Genomic DNA, 17,189 nt, shown 5'->3' on the forward strand with positions numbered 1-17,189 from the left:
TGCGTCAGCATTAGTTCTTTCAGGATTTATTATTTGACGAGTTGTTTTATTTAAACCACATTCTTTTTTATTCATACTCATGAGTTATTTTTTGTCCTTGTTTATCGTAAAACTGTGGTTTTTACTAGGGAACGACAAATTACCCTGTGCTATGGTGGTATCGCAATTAATGTGGTCTGTATCTAAAAATTATAAGTAATGACTTATGCTTGAATATCTTCTCCTGAAGCGAGTAAGTATTTGTAAGCTGATGCTTTTGGCTTTGATGTGGATACAGTCGGATGAGGATAGCCAAAACCAGCTGACTTCTGAGTACTCATCTTCTTTGCGGGTAGAAAATCTTACCTGGTTAGGAGAAACATCTGTTGGAGAAGATGTAGAGCATTTTTGCGATGTTTCCAATACAACTAGGATAGGCGTTTGGGGAGAAATCCTAGAACTGAAATTAGTAGATTTAATTGCTGATTTACCGACTTGTTTGCACAATGCGTCATGGTTTGCTCTACTGGCAATTACCATGATGCTAGTAGATAAGGAACTAGACCAAGTATGCGTGCATCCACAAGATGAGTATTTTGCCCGGACTATCGCGCTTGAAAGTTTAGCAGATTTGGGTGATTCTTACTTAGTCAAAGGTCATCCTTATTTAGATTTTCCTCTATCGTTAGAAGACGCTAAATCATTACTGCCAGTTAATAGAAAGCAAGAGCTAGAAATCGAGTTAGATAAATTTATTATTGATACTTATGAAGACGATTTTGATGATGAATATCCAGATGTTAATGAGCTTTCACCCATCTATTTACAAGAGATTTTAAAAGAGTTTTTTAATGAATCTGATTGGCAGGGTGATATCAATCAAGAGGCTGTTGCCGAACTCCAACAGAAGTACGGTTCGCAGTATTCAGAAGGTGCGTTTTCTGCTGAAACTGAGGGACACGAACGTTGGGGGAAAACGCTTGTTTTTCTCAAACAGTTTATAGGTCTGGATTCCAGTTTTATTGAAAGCCAGAGCGATTTATTCCTTGATGATGAATCTCAGGTGGCTGATTTACCTGACTACTTCTGTATCAAGTCTTATTGGGAACGTTGTCAAGACCGAACAGTTGTTTTATCACGGTTGGTCCATACTTTGGTTTATTTTTTGCTGGTAGGGCAAAATTATCATCCCAGTCATCTGCAAGATTTGATGGCTATTCCAGCTTCTTCGCGGGCCATATCCAGCTTACAAGCTTGTTTGGGTGTAGCTGCTTACAGAAGTGGTTATTACATGGCTGCTTCAAATATTCCTGAATCAGAAGTTGGGCGGAACTGGCTTTTAGAAAAAGCTTTCCCTAGCCTGTGTGATTTTTATCAAACAGGTCGATTGAGTGGGAAGCAATAATTAATATTTTATTGTTAGTTTACAAATATAAATTTTTACTTATGAAAAAATACTTATTTATAGGATTGTTACTCTTACTGATTGGATGTTCATCTCCAGAAAAAGAAGATAAAGTCTCGGCTATAGAATCGAATTCTTCACCTACGCCATCATTATCCCCAGCTAATGTTAATAATGCTACGCCATCGCTAAATCCAGAAGCGTTGCCTGATTTATCAAATAAAGAGAAGCTTGGAGAAGTTAATGCAGATAACGACTTAATTGACTTGTTCTATTTTGATGGTAATGGTGTGAAAGTCAGTTTAACTATAGCAGCTGATAAAGGTTGTTTTGTCTACGTGCGGCGCAGTACTCCAGACCGAGTTGGTGAGGTTGAAATTGAGTCATTACGGCGCCAGAAATTGGGTTTGTGGCGTTCGTATAACACTCAGCGACTTCTAACTCAACCTGCTGGGAATAAACTAAAGGTTTATTTATCAAGTGAAGAACTTTATTCTACTTATGAAAATCCTGCTGTATCACAAGAACTTCTTGTGGCAGTAAAGGAATTGAAAGAGCGTGAAAAATCGTTTAAATTACTTTTACGTCAGGACTTGAGGGCAAGTGATTCAGCAAGACGAATTTATGTCAATCAGTGTCAGAAATTAAGTAATTTTTATTATAAAGAAGAACTACCTCCTCTCACAGAGAAGGAGAGGAAGGACTTTGAAAAGAGTGTTGAAAAAAGGACTGAAAATTAATTATGAGAACAGTGATAATTGCTCCATCTGAATATTACTTTCAGTTGTAGTTGCTTTAACAGGGTGTTTGTTCTTATTTGGCGATTTTTTACCCCACCCTTCTTTCACCGCGTGTTTGACTATACGGGAACGGATATCAGCAGCTAGGGTTTCATAATCAGAGCGGATTTTGTCATACTGAATTGGGGTTGTACCAATCTTCTCCCACAGTTTATCGTATTTGAAATTCTCAAAAGGTCTGTGCCTTACCAGGGCATCATAACTTGCCCAAAGGTAAACATCCGTCCATTCAGATGAAAGCGGCACTTCAAAAGCAATTGGCATCATAAGTGCAACAACTTCGCTACTAGAGGCGAGTTTACCTACTTTTCCCTTGTCTATCTCTTCTAGCGCTGCATCTAATCTATCGACTGCGATCGCTTTTCCTACCCAAGACGGAATTGACTGTTGCCAGCCGTTCTGCTGAGTTACAATTGGCCCGACGATGTATTGAACAATTTCATGACTTGCTCCTGCTAGATCAAGTAGACTGGCTGTTATAACTTTGTTAATCCCTTGGCTGGTTAGTAACTGAAGTATCTTTCTAGTGCTAGGAGTAAGAATTTCGCTAGCTTTTTGGCTTTTGCTGTTACGGATGGTTTCTTCGACATCGAATAAGCTTTGCTGCTGGTTCATATTCTTTATGTGTAAATAAATACTGCCAGCTAGAAATACTTCTAACTGGCAGTGCTTTTTGATAATGGATGGGTTTTGCTATGGCAAAAGTAGGTTATCCCAAACGCTTCTAGGAGTAACGTGATGCAACAATTGCTTTCTTGCTTGAGTGAATTTAGCTAGCAATTGAGTGCTTTTGAATTTCTGCCACCAGTTGTGTTGCAGGTAGGTAAGCAGCCATAATTGTGTCTCGTGATTCCAGCTTGAGATGGAGTTACTCAAACTGAGTGCGTTGAGAATATCGTCAGGAGGCACTTCCAGTTGACTTGTGATTTCTTTTGAGATGGAAGCTAACATTGTGATGTTGGCGATCGCTTGACCAGGACTGCCTGAACTAATAGCTAGTATTTTTTCTGTTACTTCGATTTGTTGGTCTTTCAGAACAGAGATAACCTCCTCATCAGTTAACCTTTGGAAAGGTATGATTTGACACCTACTCTTGATAGTGGGTAATAGCTTTTGAGGATAGGACGAGATCAGGATAAATGTTCCAGTTTTCGGTTCTTCCAGCGTCTTGAGAAGTTTGTTGGCGGCGGTAGGGTTGAGCATATCTGCTTCGTGGATAATCACCACCTTTTGCTTGGCCTTGACTGCACTAGTTGATAGAAATTCAATTGCCTCGCCCACCTGTTCTACTCGAATAGTAGGTATACCTTTCTGCTGGGAGGTGTTTTCGGGATGGGTTGGTTTGATTTGTAAGATGTCTAAATGTTTATTTTCTCCTGCGATCGCGGAGCGACTCCCTTTTGAGAGTATCGCATATGCGATCGCCAGAGCAGTTTTTCCTTTCCCCACTCCCTCAACTTGACTGCTAAATAGGTATGCAGGAGCAATTTTATTCTGTTCGATTGCTTCAGTCAGGAGAAGTTTGGCGGTATGTTGTCCGGTGATTTCTGTAAATGGGTTGTTTCTCATATCGTAGAAATTTCAGCAATTCGACTGGTTAGGTTGTCAATTCCGCTTTTGAGTTCGGCTTCGAGTTGTACAAGTAAAGTAAGGCTGTGTTTAAGCTTTTGAACGCCTACAAACTTGACTTCCTCTTTGAGGTAATACAATCTTTTGGGGTTTTTCAGTTCGGCTATTTCTGCAATCTTAGTATCAGATAATTTAGTTTCTACCCCAGCTTTGGTTATTAACCAAGTGCGGAAAATAGAGGTAACTGTTGCTACTATTTTGAGCTGATGTTCATTATTATCTATTAGTTTAGATACCTGCACTATTGCCAAATTTGGATGATTCCTTAACATAGCAATAGTAAGCTTTAGGTAATCAGTATTATGATTACCAACGAGCTGTTTTACTTCCTCAACAGAGATTATTTTTCCACTTGCATAAACAGCAAGTTTAGCGAATTCGCTATCGGTTCGTGCAGTGTTATTGCCAATTGCTTCAGCTAGGTAATCAGTGACATCTGGAGTGAGTTTAACTTGATGGATGGCTGCATACTTTCCTATCAAGTTAACTATCCCCTTTTTATCCCAACTAGGAACGAGGGGAAACTCTTCTTGTTGGGCATATTTTAGGATAGTTTTTACTACTGTCCTGCGCGAATCTGGCTTTTTATTACCAGTAATTAGTAGAATGTTGCTTGAAGGTATTCGGGACAAGTGATTTTCAAGTTCTTGGTTATTATCTTCATTTGAGAAACTTCCAATTAGAGAGTCGCTGTCTGTATGAATAATTTTGTTACCCTCTCCAAAAGGCAAAGTCATAACCTCAGTAAAGACTTTGGCAGCAATATTTTTCTCATTTCCAGATAGCTTGACGTAATTGAAATCTCTCCATTCCGCATGAACATTTTGATTCACTAAATAATCAATTTTTTGATTTAGTGAGTAGCTATCTTCGCCGTAGTATAGGTATACAGTCATAATAGATTCGATAAACATTTATTTATCAGGCGTTAGTCGTAAGCGGTGGTTTAATAAAAAATAAGAGTTAGTAGTAACTCTTTACATATCCTTAGTATTTGTTATATAGCCGCTAGCAAAATATAGCGATCAGCAAATACTTGCACTTAATTTTGTACTGACTGTACTGACTTCTGATTTGAGACTTTCTCAACAGTGTTTTCTACTGGTTGAGTACCCAAATATTTACGCCAAGAATCCAATTGTTGAAGATACTCTATTACTCCACTAGAACCAGTTACCTCATATAGCGCAATAGCTGTTTCCCACTCCTTTAAGCTAGCTTTTTTCTTGGAAAGAATTTTGACTATAGCTCCTGGAAGTTTAGTCTCTTTACCAGTATCTAGATTTAGGTGCGATACGCTTTCTAGTAATAGTTCTTGTTCGGATAAAGGAACACCACCATCTTCGATATTCATAGTATGAAGTTCGGCACTAATTCCTGATAGAGGAAGAGTATGCTGAATAAATTTTTTAACTTTCTTGGTTTTAGTATTCCTCTTTTTTGGTTTAACGATAACTGGGTTGTTTGGGTCTGCAACTTCGTAACACTGGGGAAGTTCTAGAGAAAGTTGACCTGTTAAGTGCCATAAAGCACTTCGTTTTTCTGGTGGGGTGATCCGGTACGAGAACTCGGCTGTTTTTCTCGCATCGCCAAATTTCCTGAGTTTGACCCGCATCTTGTAGCTGATAATTCCTTGAATATAGGTTTTTGGGTCTAATATTACTGGGTTTGTATTTTCCCACCACTCAATTTCAACAACGCGATCGCCATCTAATTCATAGATAGTTCTAACTCTGGCATTAGGATGAGATGTAAGGAATGAGTTCACCCAAGCCCGTTGTTTTTTATTAAGCCTGGGCTTGCCATATGAGGATTTATTTTTCATTAGTTACTTTTCCAATTTAAGGATAATATCTCCATTAATACATCAATAAATTAACGAACTTAATCAGTTAATTAATGACTGATACTGTGTTTGCTAATCTGATTTTTGGCGACATATTTTTTGTTTGTACGAATGCCTGAAAATACTTTAATGAAAGCCGATTTACTTGTAAGTATTTGTCATTGTTTACAAATTATCGAGAATTCATGGATTGAAAAAAGACTTGATATTTATTATTTTCAGTACTTAGGTTAAATATCAAGTTTATTCATCTAGAAAAGAGATAACTGACGTTTATTACCTTCTAGTATTTCAGGAGCGGCTATTTTGAGGATTTCTTCTCGCCTTTTTTCGATAAGGTCAAGATAGTATTGACGTGAATAGCTCTCATTAGTGGTGGTATTAGTAATACCTCTGATTCCGTAATAGTAAATTACTACATCACCAGGTTTTCCTAATTTAAGAAGTTCTTTTTCCCCAACACGAATTTTGCGAGTAATGCAGAGGTTTTCTATCGGGTATTTCCCTGATAAAATATGTGATTTTAATTCTCTGAAATATTCCTCTGCTGTGGATTGGTTTTGGATTAAGTAGGTTAGATATTCAACAGGGAATTCTTTCTCTAGCCTTGAGCGAGAACGGTTTCTCCAACTACCTTTGCGGATAATCAAGTTATCTTTCAGCCATAACAGATAGTTCTTAGTTCCCCTTTGCGGAATAAACATTGCATTGGCAATAAACTCTAATTTGACGGTTATCCCTTTGGGTAATTGAGACTGAAGTGTGGCATACACTTTTTCTGGGTTAGGGTGAGTAAAAAACACCCCGTCAGTATCAACTTCTACAGGGGTTGCGCCAGCTTGATTGATTACCTCAATCATGAATTGTAGGATGCGCCGACCGTAAGCTGTTACCAAGGCGGCTGCTTCCATATCGTTGAAGGCGAGTTCCGATGTTCCGAAGAACCCAAACTGAGAATTAGCTAAAACTTTGGTGGATTCTCTTTTTTCCTTGGCAACAATGTCTCCGGTGCTGGCAACTTGTTCCAACCTTGATTTCTCATTTACCAAATATTGCAAGATGCTCAAGCCGATTCGCTTTGTATCCTTACGAGAGACAATTCCTTTCGACAATATGGTTTTGGGGTACATAGAACTGATATCGATGTATCCAACCTTTTTATATAGTCCTGGAATAGAGTAGGCTATCCCCCCTTGAAATTTATACTTACGGTCGGGTTTGGGTTTGTATTCTGGGTAGTGATGCGAGAATATTTGCTTCCACTTGGTGCCGTTACCAGCGAGGGCTAACTGCTGGAGGTTCATTCCCGGTACAACCAGTGCTTCATAATGATATGAGGGTACAAGTCTGTTAGCTATGAGTTGCGTATCTTCCAAGTCGTAAATAAGGTAATCCTTGATTTTCTGCCATCCCCTACTACAAGAACCGACTTTCCAGCAGGCGAGAATTTCTTCATAGGGGAGAACCAGTCGCGCTTGCTTACGCAATCCCATTTCCAGTACCACCTGTTTAAGCGATCGCCCGTTAGTAAGTTCCTTGGCGACAAAATCCCACCTGAGAACGCAGATAAAGATATCTACGTGCAGGCAGTTGCGGATGAATACCTCCCGAATTTCCAGTGGTTCGCCGCGTACTTGGGCAGTTCGGATAGTGCGCTTCTTAGATGCAATTCTAAATGGATGAGGAATGCCGTGTAACTCGCAGCGGGTGATGAGAAACGGTAGGTCAAATTCTGTTCCATTGTAGGTGTAAATTACTTCTGGTTTGCTTGCTTCTAGGTGTTTGAAAAACTCCAGGAGGATTTTGCTTTCGGCTTGATCCATAAAGATGGCAATCTCCCCTATCTCGCTCATACAGCCAATTGCATAGATACGATTTTCTCTTGGGTTTATCCCTGCCGTCTCAATATCGACTACCAGAGTTTTGAGCGCTCCGTAGGTCGGAATATTTACTGTGGGATGCCACTCAGGTATTGAGGTAGTATCTGACCAGAATATGTCGAGTCTTTCCTCGTCAACGATAATCTTATTACCAGATTTGGTAATAAAATCTCGGTGGTTATAATTCATAATATCCAAAATTAATTACTCTTTTTTGGCATGATTCTTGTGGTTTAGTTGGTGGTTTTTTTGGCGATAAAAACACCTCAAAAATGATGTCTAGATTATTAGGAAGTGCGAATATTGAAAGCGGCTGTGTATGTGGTTATTAATAAAAATTTTGACAGATACCTTGCTGGTTCTAAAATGAAATTGGACGATGAAAGCTGACACGCCCTAGCTTATGCAAGACTTTAGACAAGAAATAAATGCCAGAGCTTCTATGGATTTGGAACAGCGAAGGACTTGGTATTCTCCCGTTGCTGATGTTTATTACAATGCAAGACCGCACTATCCAAAGGAACTAATTGATCGGTCTGTGGCTTTAGCCCAACTTGACTCAGATGCATCGATTCTTGAGGTTGGTTGTGGCCCAGGAAATGCGACAGTAGCTTTTGCTCAATTTGGTTTTTCAATGACGTGTATTGAGCCAAACCAAGATTTTTGTCGTTTGGCACAACACAACTGCGATCGATATCCAAAAGTTACAATTTGCAATACTTCATTTGAGGAGTGGGAACTAGAAGCAAAACAGTTCAATGCCGTTCTATCTGCTAATGCCTTTCACTGGATACCGCCAGAGATTAGATATACCAAGACAGCATCGGCAATGTGCGATAACGGTTTTCTTCTTTTGCTATGGAATCTGACCCCAGAACCGAAATACGAAGTTTACCAAATTCTAGAGGAAGTGTATCAAGCTTATGCGCCCTCCTTTGTTCGATATGAAGGTGCCCAGATTCAAGCGGAGATTTTGAGGGGGTTTGAACAAGAGATTTTAGACTCCAATTGTTTTAAAGAGTTGGTTGTCGAGCAAACTACGTGTGAAGTCACTTATAGCATTGATGACTACCTCAAGCTTTTGAGTACCTTACGGAGAGTAGAGCCACAAGCGAAAGAGTTACTATTTGCAGGATTGCGCCAGAAGCTAGAAAAATTTGGAGATAGCGTACAACTCTCGTTTCTTTCTGCTGTTCATGTTGCCCGCAAAGCACCCGTGAGAGGTTAAGAGAATTGCACACATGTCTGCTCGCTGCTGGTAATTCAAGTTCTGTACGAAGGCTAATTGCTGCAACTGGCATAACTTTAATCAGATACTTCCAGAATGCCAGTTGTTAAATTTTGTTGTGGTATTACTTGATATCTTAATTTTCTGCTTCCTAGTCAGGACAGTCTTTATTAATATTGAGAGTTACTGCACAAGGTAGATATTGCTGTAGATGCAAGTGTATTATATTTAATGTAATTTTTGAATAAGTCTGAAAAATCTTTCCCCAAAGTTTTTATTGGGGAAAGTAAGTGTTTTTACAAAGTGACTAACATCTGAATTAGGCAGTTTGTAATTGAGACTTCATCTGAAGCTCTTGTACCAGTTGTACCCATGCAGGTGCTTTTTTACCTTTAATGGGAGTAACATTGTTCCAATGCCTTTCGAGTTCAGATTGAGATAAATGTGGGAGTTGTTCCTTACCCCAATTTATAGCATCTTGGATTGTTTTCCAATTAGTCCAAGGTTGTTTTTCTTCTTTGATATTACTTAACTCAATGAGTGTCGCTTCCAACCAAAGTTTAGCTGCCTCGGAGTCACGCATTAACTGTTGTCTTGACATTAACAGGGCAATACTTGCCTGAACCTGGGTTAGTTCCCACATCTGAGAAATAGTAACGAGTTCCTGCCAAGTGTCTTCCTCCAGTTGAGTAATTTGTCTATTATCAGGAGCAGTTTTAGCCACTAGCAGGTCTTTGAGAAACCCAGTTAAACTTGAGTAGATGACGAATGGGTTTTTGCCATACTCTATTAAGTCTTGGAGGATTTGTAAGTTAGCTGTTACCTCCCCTTTAGCCAGGTTTTCGGTTATGGTAAGTAGATCGTGTTCGGGAACGACACCTGATAATTCCCAAACCCAGTTTGGTGTGATTTCATCTACTCCCAGGTTGCTCAATTGATCGAGCAAGACAAGACAGTTGCGAATAAAACCTCCACAAGACTTGACGATCGCCCAAATACCAGCTGCGTTAATGTTGATGTTTTCGTTCTGGGCAACTTCTGATAAATACTGAACAAGTGTTTCTAGTCCTACTCTCCTAAAATCAAACTTTTGACAGCGCGAGATGATAGTTTCAGGAACCTTGTGTATTTCAGTTGTGCAGAAGATGAAAACTACATGACGGGGTGGATTTTCAATAGTCTTGAGAAGCGCCTGCCACGATTGACTGCTTAGGGCATGACATTCATCAATAATGAAAATTTTGTACCTTCCCTCAACTGCTGCAAATTGGGTAGTAGAAATTAACTCGCGGATTGTTTCTACCCCGCTATTGCTGGCAGCATCTAACTCAGTTACATCCAAGGAAGAAGAGGCTGTAATTCCCTTACATGAATTGCATTCTCCGCAGGGCTTGGTTGTTGGCTCCTGAGTTGACTGACAGTTAAGAGATTTGGCAATGATGCGGGCGGTGCTAGTCTTGCCTGTGCCTTTGGGGCCGTTAAATAGGTAGGCAGGTGCAATCTTCTGGAGTGCGATCGCCGTCCCTTGCGTGTCTCCTTTAGGAAAAGGCGGGCGTTTAGCGATCGCGGAGTGACTCCCAGGAGGGAGTATCGCATTTATGAGAGTGCGGACGATATGTTCTTGCCCGATAACTTCATTAAGGGTCTGGGGACGGTATTTGAGATGTAGTGGTTGGTACATAATTTTGATGATAAACGGGTCTTTTATTTACTCCCTACCAGTGTGGTTGGTAGGAAGTTTAATTTTTTAGGCAGTCGCCGCTTCTTTTTTCGTTCGTGGCGATCGTGAGGTTGACTTACCCTTGTTAGTATCTTTCGCTACCACAGATGGCGTTTCTATTTGAGGAGTTTCACTATCGTCTGTTGCCTGTGCCACATTTGCTACTTCTTCAGTACTAGACTCAGTTTGAGTGCTAACTTCTGTTACTTCTTCAGTACCAGGCTCAGTTTGAGTGCTGACTTTTGTCTTTGTACTTTGGTTTTGGCTATTTACCTTTTCAAACCCCTGCTTGATTTCTACAGGCATTACCAGATATAACTGATTGAGCAGTCCTCCCATCGGGCAGACAATGACTGGTTGCGTGGGTTTGTTGCACCGCACCACGATTTCATCGGTACTGATATGCTTTAATCCTTCGATAAGGTAGTCGATGTTTAATCCAATACTGATGTTTTCTGAATTACTAGTTACTGATTTCATCAGTACCGAGTCAACTGCATCCCCGATATCAGTAGCTTCAGTGTATAGTGTTGCCTGTGTAGCTTCCAATTCCCAGAGGATTTTGACAACCTTTTGCTTGCGTTCGGCTAGATAACTTACCCGCTTGAGTGCGCTTTCAAATCCCTTGCGCTCTAATGTAAATTCATACTCAAACGACCGGGGAATCAAGCTATTGATTTTGGGATATTCTCCCTCCAGAAGTCGGGAAATGAGCTTTGTATTAGGAAGGCTAAACTCGATAGTTCTATCTGATAGAAGAATATTGCACACGCTCGTATCGGCGCTTTGAGAGAGAATTTTGTTTAACTCGCCAAGTGACTTACCTGGAACAGTGAAGTTGATTGGGTCAGAATATTCGCTATCGAGTGTTCCTGTTACTAGCGCTAATTTGTGACTATTTGTACTAGCAGCTTGCCACTTGTTGGTATCAATTTTGAAGTTGACACCAGTTAAAACCAACTTTGTTTCGTCGCTGCTGGCGCAATAGAGTGTCCCTTCAAGTGCAGCTTGGAGTTTCTTGGCACTTAAGTTTATCTCCGTCGGATTTTCCCCCTTAGGAAGTGTTGGGAACTCGTCAGATTTTCCGCCAATTAGTCGGCACTTACCGCTATTGTGAGTAATTATGCAGGCTTGATTTTCTACTTCTAGGGTAATTTCGCCTTTAACATTACTAACAGTATCGGTTAGTAGTTTGGCAGGAAGTGCTACCTGACCTGAAGTTTCGACGTTAGCGGTGGTTGTAGTATGAATTGTAAGGTTAAGGTTTGTGCCTGTTGCTGATACTATCCCATCTTCATCTGCAATCAGTAAGATATTTCCTAAAATTGGGTCAGTGGGTTTAGGACTGATTGCGAGGTAAGCGGTTTCTAGAATTTCTGCAAGTTTAGATTGTTCAATGGTTAGTTTCATTTGTTACTTGGTTTTTAGTGGATGATTTCTTAACGGGCGCTATTTCTAGCACCCTTTTCGCTTAGATGAGGTAGTTTGTTTTAGTAAGGCAGTTTTTCTATCTCAGTACTGTATGCTGTATAATCATGACCTCCTGTACTAGGAGGAAGTGCTGCTATTGGCATATCGGCTGCACCTATGAGGCGGTTATGTTCTGCTACAACGGTTGATATTTTACCGATGCGGTGAGAGAATTCGGGATTTGCCTGCATCGTTGTTTGGATATCGATTTCTTTGTCCTCTGAGAAGAATTCGAGAAAATCGCTGCCATCAGGGTTTGGTGATTTGTAGGAAGTGACAACTGCTACCCAGGATTTATCTCTTTGGTTAACTGCTTCTTTCGGTTCAAGGGATGGTGTGAAGGTGGGTTGAAATGCACCAAGGCGATGAAACTCTGCACGTTTTTCAGCGACAGTTGTATCAGTAAATCGGGCGAATGCAACCTCTAGTTCGCGTTGGAACTGTTTGTAAGCCTCGCCAAATTTTGATGATGCAACGCCTTTAATTGACAAGACAATTGGTACTGAGTGCAGGTTGTTATTATTTTCATCGACAAGTTGCAACAAGTAGAATCGTCTCAATACTGCGGCATCTTTGCCTAGTGCTTGGTACATTTCGTACCCATCAGGTGATTCGTACACCCCCACAATTTTGCCGTCATCGCGCTGTTCAATATATCTGGGAGAAACATCAAGAATGTGCATTCTGGGAGATTGCAACAATACTCCCATTTCTGGCGTACCGCTAGAGAAGGTGTGCTTGTGTGTAGGTTCTTGTCCTTGCCAGTTAATTGCTGCTAAATACTTATCTTTTATAAACAATCCAACTTTTTCTGCTTCCATGTGGTTGATGACTTGGCAGATGCAGATATTGCTAATCGGCGCATTGTACTCAGGGTTGGCAAATTTAGAAATAGCTGATTTACGCTTTTGTATGTTTGCCCCATTCTGAACGGTTTGTTGAGGGGGTTCCGACTCTGAGACTGTGCTTTCTTCAGTAGTAGGCTTTGTTTGATTTCTTGCCATAATTTTAATTAATTGAAATCAATCTTTAATGCGTCAAGCAAAAAGCCGTTGTAAAAAATAAAAGTCGTCTGTTAGAAAGACGACTTGAAAGATTTATTAATTTTTCGCTATTTAGATACAGTTTTCATCATTTAAACTTTTGAATCTTTAATCGAGAAAACCTCGCAATCGCTTGTGGAAGTAAACCCTCTCGTAGTACTGTTCTCAATGCACTCTTTCTTGAATTCGGTAAAGTTGTTCATGTAAGTGTCTTCCTGAATAATTCCAGCTTTGGTGTTTAAAAGTGTTTGATATATTTGCTGAAGATTGATGATGATTTGTCTAAGAACAGATGTATTTTCAGTTGTGAAAGTCAGTGACACAGATGTTGTGCTTGAATTGTGTATTGCAACTGTTTGTTCTTCAGGTGCGCCATAAGTTGTTATGTGACTATCTTTACCAGGAATAAATCTGTAGGAAGCAATAGTTTCAATTGCCATATTTATCTCCTTGTTCGTTGGGGTTTAATTTCAAGCATTTTATTAGTAAGTTTGGTGACATTACTGACTTTCCAACCAGCAAGCTTGCACTTAGTAACTGCTAGTTCTAATTCTTGCTGTGTAAGGATTTTGTATCTCGTATACTTTCCCCATTTAGAGAAGATGTACGTGACATACCTAGTTTCATCAAGTTGGCAGTACGCCATACGTTTGTAGTACACTATGGTTTAATTATTTTGACGATTCTAGTAGCTACATTTGTAGGGTTATTTGAACTCAAAAAGGCATCTTTATCTACCAACTCGACATAGCTCTTATTGCTCTGTAGCCACTCTTTGAAGCTTTGATACTTCCGGTTGAAGAAAACCGATTCAGGGACGACTGAAACTAATACACCACCTGATATAATTAACTTCCAAGCTTGATAGATATGTTCGACAAGTTCGCAAAATGGAGGATTCATGATACAGGCATTGTATAAATGACTGGGGTTAAACTCCAGAAAGTTTTTCCCTACGAGATTAAATCCTTTGAGTTCTAGAATTTGTCGTAGGTTGTAATTCACTTCAACTACCTCTATTTGAACATTTGGGTAAGTTTTAGTGATATACTCAGCAATATTTCCGCTACCAGCGCTAGGCTCTAAAATTCGCCAATTTGCTTCAATATCTGCCAGTTGAACAAGTCGTTGACAAACTGGTTTGGGAGTAGGAAAGAAATCTCCAGATTTCATGCCAATGATTTCTAACTCAAGCTTATTAAGTTGCTGCTTGGTAGTATCAATTGCTTCAGGTTTTACTACCTGTTGAATTTCTGTTATTGCTGATATGATTTCGCCTGATGTATTTAACCCTGCGCGACTGAGAGATTTTACCCAGTCTTGGTAATATTCGCCTTCTAGTATTTCTTGGACTTTCTGGCTAGGTTCTCCACTTTGAGAAATCCCAAATAGCACTTCCACCTGTGATTTACGAAATATACCGCGTAGTATTGGTGGGATATTTCCTACTTCCCACATTTGTGCGATCGCAAATAGCCAAGACTGGATAATCTCAAGTTCAATTCCTTCTTGGATTATCCCTTGAGCTATGGTTTTACGGCGCTTTGTTGCCCTTTGATTCCCAATAGCAGGATTTTTCTTTTGGTCAATAGTTGACTGCATGGAAGCGGCTAAATTACGGAGAGATTCTGCTTTTTCTAAGTTAGGAATATTGAAAATATCTAGTGATGAGTTATCCTCGTTGTAAGACAGATTCAGTAGAGATAGTTGCATTGCTAGATTCCTTTAAATCTTTAACGGCGCATTTAAGAATTAGGGAGGTTGGTACATTCCAAGTTTTTACCTCCCATTCAGTAGCTAATCGTTCGGAGTGACGGATCACTGCACTACTACATTTGTTTTTTCGGAGAAGCCAATCTCTAAACTTTTCGGCTTGTTCTTTGGTATCGAACCCGAAATAGCTGGTTTTTCGGTTTCCCAAGGGATCAGTAATAGTTGCTACCCGACGTGAGAGGATATTGAGCGTCCAACCACTGTTAGAAGTGAGTTCGATTTTGGTGATATTTAATTCTGTTGGATTCATAATTCCACTTCAGGAATTGCTGCTAAATATTCCGTAGTTGATATTTCTCTTGCCAGCCATTTATCATGTGCTTCTTGAGGAGTTATTTTATCGGCTAAATGTTTCTTTTCATTGTTGTCTCCTATAAAAGGAGCGAGTGTTTCTTCTAACCGTTCTTTGAAAGCCAAATGTTTCTTTTCAGAGTAAGTAAACTGGTAGATACTATCAGTATTTATGAACAAGTAAACTAGGCTAATTTGTTCTAATGGCATTCCAGTTCGTTCGTGAAGGAGAAATAATCTCAATTGGGTTTGCCACTTGCTCTCAAGAATTTCAAATTTAAGAGGTTTTTGAATTGTCCAGTCAAACCCAACTACTTGATTTTCACCATAGATAATAAGGTCACACTCGCTATAGAGAAGGATATCGTGATATAAATATTGAAGTTGGGCGTTCCATTGTTTGTTTCCAAGGATGTTTATAAAAGGTTTTACCTTATCGACCCAGTTATTAATTTGGGGGTATTCCTTTAAGAAAGGTTCGACTGGTAGCCCTAACCCAATTTGTTGCATGACGAGGTGAAACTGACCTCCAGCAACTTCGGATTCACTTTTTACAGTGAGATTAGAATAATTTTTCGTCGATAAACAGTCTGGATGATGTTCGGCTAACTCAAGTGTTTTGTGATTGAATCGATTCATAAAAATCTATCCCAAATTTGTTTTTTGGGATAAATATGCGTCAGCTATTTGTGGTGATTTGTCTACGGTATATAGTATTTTTTCAGATTGTCGATGCTTGCGTAAAAACTTCGGGTTGACATTGTTTTGAGGTCAAAATAACTGGCGAACTTTTTCAACCCCCCCGTAAGGGTTAATTCTAGTAAGTACTGGGCTGCGATCGCACTCGTCATTTTATTGACAAATAGCGACTGATAATTTCGTGCTTGAATTTCCGCACATGAGAGGTTATTGTCAGTGAGTTCTTCCAGTTGAGGAACTAACAATTCCGGGTGAACCAGCGCCGGGGAGGGAAGATGCAACCAGAATTTAGGTTTGTCTGGGTTATTGGCAGCTTGAACTATATTAAAATTAGAGTGCGTTCCAACTACTACTTGGCCAGAGTGGTCGCTGTTTCCACAATCTAGCCAAAATAGCGATGCTGGCTCATTTGCACTGTTCAGTTCGAGAACTGAGTGAACTTTGCTCCTGGCGGCGCTGTTATCCACACAACCAATAATTACTGTTAGGGTGTTCCATGAATTGGTGGTGCGAATCATGTCTTCTTCAAACCAGTCGCAAATGGCTGTAATCTCAATTCCATACTTGGCGCTGCATCTTGCAGCCAGTGGTTGTACCTTTGGTAGCCCAATTTCAGCTTGTTGATAATTTTGGCGGGTGATATTCTTAAGCTCGACAGTATCGCCATCGACGATCGTAAAGTTAATTTCTTTCCTCGTGCGCTGGAGTTGCAGAATAATTCGACATAAATCTTCTGCAAGAAACCCCCCTGTTCCTCCTACTCCCACTAAGACGAAGTTAATACGGGTATGATTGCGAGGTAAGACGGGTAAAGCTTGTTGGTAAGCAGTTAATTCGAGCATTTTACCTGTGGCGGAAGTTCAAATATGTGATTGGGGTTGATGTCGAAAAAGTGATTGTATATCCCGATGCGGGTGTATATTGTGGGAATGGTATTCAGTGTGCCGATGATCGCGAACACTCGGAATTTGCCTTTTTCTTCCTGATTGTCCACACTTGAAGGGTAAGCAGCTAGAGTTCCATGACTATGTATTTCCACTAATCCATCTGTATAGCTTTTATCGAGTGCGCTTTCTAAAGATAGGACGTGAGTAGAAGACGCAGTTTGCAGTGGCGTGTGACACCACCATTGGTAGTTTGTCACTCCCAAGTAGAATAGGATTTCCTGTTGGGGGTTGATACTGGCAGCATTGATAATATCAGCAATTACAAGGCTTGGGACTTTTGGGACTTTCAGGCGAAAGTAGGGTTCAATGGGTTGGAGTCCAGCAACTTGAGTTTGAGTCACTTGCAAGCAAACCTCTAACTCGCGGCGGTGCGATCGCAAGAAAAGCCCATTTGCTGCCAGCCAGTATTCTTGAAGTTTTTGGCTGTAGGGAGGAAAATTATTACTTGTAGCGAAGTGATAACCGATAAAGGGATTCAT

Annotated in this window: 17 protein-coding genes; 3 read left to right on the forward strand and 14 right to left on the reverse strand. The window is 40.1% G+C overall.

The genetic code is table 11. The features are described 5' to 3' along the window. Positions 1-205 precede the first annotated feature (205 nt). Positions 206-1,384, forward strand: coding sequence for a hypothetical protein (locus tag RMZ41_RS11165; protein ID WP_322641998.1), 1,179 nt, complete (start codon positions 206-208; stop codon positions 1,382-1,384). A gap of 41 nt (positions 1,385-1,425) precedes the next feature. Beyond that, positions 1,426-2,124, forward strand: coding sequence for a hypothetical protein (locus RMZ41_RS11170; protein WP_322641997.1), 699 nt, complete (start codon positions 1,426-1,428; stop codon positions 2,122-2,124). On the opposite strand, the gene RMZ41_RS11175 is transcribed toward RMZ41_RS11170, so the two are convergent. From RMZ41_RS11175 to RMZ41_RS11195, 5 genes are all read right to left on the reverse strand, one after another. Continuing rightward, on the reverse strand, positions 2,125-2,799 hold the full coding sequence (locus RMZ41_RS11175; RefSeq protein ID WP_322641996.1) for a hypothetical protein: 675 nt from the start codon (positions 2,797-2,799) through the stop codon (positions 2,125-2,127). Positions 2,800-2,877: 78 nt separating this feature from the next. Next, complete coding sequence (locus tag RMZ41_RS11180) at positions 2,878-3,753, reverse strand: AAA family ATPase (protein ID WP_322641995.1); 876 nt, start codon at positions 3,751-3,753, stop codon at positions 2,878-2,880. Further along, positions 3,750-4,709 (reverse strand): DNA polymerase III subunit delta, encoded by a 960-nt coding sequence (gene holA, locus RMZ41_RS11185; protein ID WP_322641994.1) that lies wholly within the window; start codon positions 4,707-4,709, stop codon positions 3,750-3,752. Before holA ends, RMZ41_RS11180 begins: the two co-directional genes overlap by 4 nt. 146 nt (positions 4,710-4,855) lie before the next feature. Next, entirely contained in the window at positions 4,856-5,581 is a 726-nt protein-coding gene (locus RMZ41_RS11190) for a hypothetical protein (RefSeq protein WP_322641993.1), read from the reverse strand. A gap of 329 nt (positions 5,582-5,910) precedes the next feature. Continuing rightward, positions 5,911-7,728, reverse strand: a complete 1,818-nt coding sequence (locus tag RMZ41_RS11195; RefSeq protein WP_322641992.1) for a 3'-5' exonuclease — start codon at positions 7,726-7,728, stop codon at positions 5,911-5,913. A gap of 214 nt (positions 7,729-7,942) precedes the next feature. Between RMZ41_RS11195 and RMZ41_RS11200 the strand changes: the two genes are divergently transcribed. Then, positions 7,943-8,767, forward strand: coding sequence for a class I SAM-dependent methyltransferase (locus RMZ41_RS11200; protein ID WP_322641991.1), 825 nt, complete (start codon positions 7,943-7,945; stop codon positions 8,765-8,767). A gap of 319 nt (positions 8,768-9,086) precedes the next feature. On the opposite strand, the gene dnaX is transcribed toward RMZ41_RS11200, so the two are convergent. The 9 genes from dnaX to RMZ41_RS11245 all read right to left on the reverse strand — a co-directional run bounded on the left by dnaX (position 9,087) and on the right by RMZ41_RS11245 (position 17,189). Next, complete coding sequence (gene dnaX / locus RMZ41_RS11205) at positions 9,087-10,448, reverse strand: DNA polymerase III subunit gamma/tau (protein WP_322641990.1); 1,362 nt, start codon at positions 10,446-10,448, stop codon at positions 9,087-9,089. Positions 10,449-10,514: 66 nt separating this feature from the next. Beyond that, on the reverse strand, positions 10,515-11,897 hold the full coding sequence (gene dnaN / locus RMZ41_RS11210) for a DNA polymerase III subunit beta (RefSeq protein ID WP_322641989.1): 1,383 nt from the start codon (positions 11,895-11,897) through the stop codon (positions 10,515-10,517). 80 nt (positions 11,898-11,977) lie between these two features. Beyond that, positions 11,978-12,961, reverse strand: a complete 984-nt coding sequence (locus RMZ41_RS11215; protein ID WP_322641988.1) for a DUF5895 domain-containing protein — start codon at positions 12,959-12,961, stop codon at positions 11,978-11,980. A 131-nt stretch (positions 12,962-13,092) separates the two neighbouring features. Next, positions 13,093-13,440, reverse strand: a complete 348-nt coding sequence (locus tag RMZ41_RS11220; RefSeq protein WP_322641987.1) for a hypothetical protein — start codon at positions 13,438-13,440, stop codon at positions 13,093-13,095. 220 nt (positions 13,441-13,660) lie between these two features. After that, positions 13,661-14,713 (reverse strand): SAM-dependent DNA methyltransferase, encoded by a 1,053-nt coding sequence (locus RMZ41_RS11225; protein WP_322641986.1) that lies wholly within the window; start codon positions 14,711-14,713, stop codon positions 13,661-13,663. Continuing rightward, positions 14,673-15,023 carry a hypothetical protein gene (locus RMZ41_RS11230; RefSeq protein WP_322641985.1) on the reverse strand — a complete coding sequence of 117 codons (351 nt, stop codon included), beginning with the start codon at positions 15,021-15,023 and terminating at the stop codon, positions 14,673-14,675. Before RMZ41_RS11230 ends, RMZ41_RS11225 begins: the two co-directional genes overlap by 41 nt. Continuing rightward, positions 15,020-15,703 (reverse strand): hypothetical protein, encoded by a 684-nt coding sequence (locus RMZ41_RS11235; protein ID WP_322641984.1) that lies wholly within the window; start codon positions 15,701-15,703, stop codon positions 15,020-15,022. The genes RMZ41_RS11230 and RMZ41_RS11235 overlap by 4 nt, the downstream gene beginning before the upstream one ends. 62 nt (positions 15,704-15,765) lie before the next feature. Continuing rightward, a complete protein-coding gene (locus tag RMZ41_RS11240) occupies positions 15,766-16,605 on the reverse strand; it encodes a ThiF family adenylyltransferase (protein WP_322641983.1) in 840 nt (279 codons plus the stop codon). Further along, complete coding sequence (locus tag RMZ41_RS11245) at positions 16,593-17,189, reverse strand: Mov34/MPN/PAD-1 family protein (protein ID WP_322641982.1); 597 nt, start codon at positions 17,187-17,189, stop codon at positions 16,593-16,595. Before RMZ41_RS11245 ends, RMZ41_RS11240 begins: the two co-directional genes overlap by 13 nt.

It is taken from the genome of Nostoc sp. DedVER02, assembly GCF_034530675.2.
Lineage (GTDB): Bacteria > Cyanobacteriota > Cyanobacteriia > Cyanobacteriales > Nostocaceae > Nostoc.